Origin of the sequence: Bartonella melophagi K-2C (assembly GCF_000278255.1) — a bacterium.
Classification (GTDB): Bacteria; Pseudomonadota; Alphaproteobacteria; order Rhizobiales; family Rhizobiaceae; genus Bartonella; species Bartonella melophagi.
Genome location: NZ_JH725081.1, coordinates 677,545 through 679,209, shown reverse-complemented (window position 1 = coordinate 679,209; position 1,665 = coordinate 677,545). Strand labels below are relative to the sequence as shown.

The window sequence follows — 1,665 nt, the reverse complement described above, 5'->3', positions numbered from 1 at the left end:
ATCATGTTGGATATCTTTTCTAAGAAAAATTATGTGTGTGTTTTAATGAAACAAAATACGGATATGAAAAACTATTTTTACTATATTTTACAATACAATAATACAATTTACTATACTAATTAATACAGATAAATAAAATAAATAACTGAAAATAAACAGTTTATAGAATTTCATAATATCTAAATGATTTTCTCATCATATTAAGATAACTTATTGCTATTACTAATAAAATTGTTTCTGTAAATAGATTTTTAAAAAGCTTCCACATAAAGAGAAAATATTTTCAAGAAAACTATATCAATCCTTGACAAATATTCGTTTATAAACGATTATTTGTTTATGTTTAAGATACGCCACTACCTTACTGCTGACGGGAAAGATTTGATCACAGACTGGTTACACAAACTTCGTGATGTGCAAGCTAAAACTGCAATTATTCGTCGTCTTAACCGTTTAGAACAAGGAAATTTTGGTGATTTTAGACCACTTCGTGATGGCATTTATGAATTGCGAATTCATATCGGGCCTGGTTACCGAATTTATTATTCCCAATTAGGAAAAACTGTGTTGCTGTTATTGTGTGGTGGCAGCAAAGGGACGCAAAATACTGATATTACCCGCGCGTGTGCTTATTGGCATGATTGGCAAAACCGTGAAGATAAAGGAGTGTAGAGATGAGAGACCGTAACCATGATGATGCAATGGCTGAACTGTTCTATAACGATCCTGAAACGGCAGCAGCTACTCTTGATGCAATTTTAGCTGATGGTGATCAAGGTGAGCTACTTGTAACACTTCGTCAAATGGCAAAAGCCTATGGCGGCGTTCAAACTGTAGCTAAAGCAGCTAAACTAAACCCAACACAGCTTTATCGTACACTTTCAGAAAAAGGAAATCCCGAGCTTTGCAGTTTGACTGCTTTACTACGCACTATGGGGTTCCGGTTAGCTGTACAACCCCTTGAGCGATCAAATTCCACACATCTAACCTAAATAAACCATTAAAGAAAATCAATTGATTGAAAAAGCTATTTTATAATACTATTAAGCCGCATCACATAAATGACGTAGTTTTGTTTTTTGCTGTCTAAAAGCAGGCTCCCCCTCGCCTGTTATTTACGCTGCTATAGCAACCTTGACAACATTATCGCCTTCATAAACTTCACAATTTGTTGGAAAAAAGCACTCGTTTTGTCCTGTAATTTTTGCATCTGCTCTATTTTCCTCAAATTAGCCCGTACAGAGCGTTTTATGTTCCTAATATGGAATTCATCAAAAAACTTTTAAATCTCTCTCTACGGTGCCTTTCTATTGATTTAAACGCATATCTAATCCAAAAATGATCACCATTTCTCTCTATTTTGCTGTCTTAAACTCATTAAGCCGTTTTTGTGAGTGGAATGATATTCTCTCGTCTTCCCTTTTCTTTCAGTGCTTTTGTTCGTGTATTCACAACAGCTTTGCGCACAAGACTTGCTGTTGTCAAAAGACTTTCTTCTAAATCACGGCATAGTCGCACAAATTCACAAGTGCTCGGAAAAAATGTCTCGGATATAGTTTTTACTTCACCTCGCAAAATCCGTTTAACCGTTTCCATGAGTGACCACTTTGAAACTGTCTCAAGAGCCATCCCGTACGCAAGCGACATACCTTCATCATCTGAGTT

At 35.6% G+C, this 1,665-nt stretch carries 3 protein-coding genes; 2 read left to right on the top strand and 1 reads right to left on the bottom strand.

The features are described 5' to 3' along the window. The first annotated feature begins 339 nt into the window (after positions 1-339). Both ME3_RS02805 and ME3_RS02800 read left to right on the top strand, forming a co-directional pair. The gene (locus ME3_RS02805) at positions 340-672 is read left to right on the top strand and encodes a type II toxin-antitoxin system RelE/ParE family toxin (protein WP_007476939.1); all 333 of its coding nucleotides are present in this window, start codon (positions 340-342) and stop codon (positions 670-672) included. A gap of 2 nt (positions 673-674) precedes the next feature. Further along, entirely contained in the window at positions 675-992 is a 318-nt protein-coding gene (locus ME3_RS02800) for a helix-turn-helix domain-containing transcriptional regulator (RefSeq protein ID WP_007476937.1), read from the top strand. Positions 993-1,377: 385 nt separating this feature from the next. Here the strand turns inward: ME3_RS02800 and ME3_RS02795 are convergent. Then, on the bottom strand, positions 1,378-1,665 hold a 288-nt coding region (locus ME3_RS02795; RefSeq protein ID WP_007476934.1), incomplete at its 5' end, for a hypothetical protein.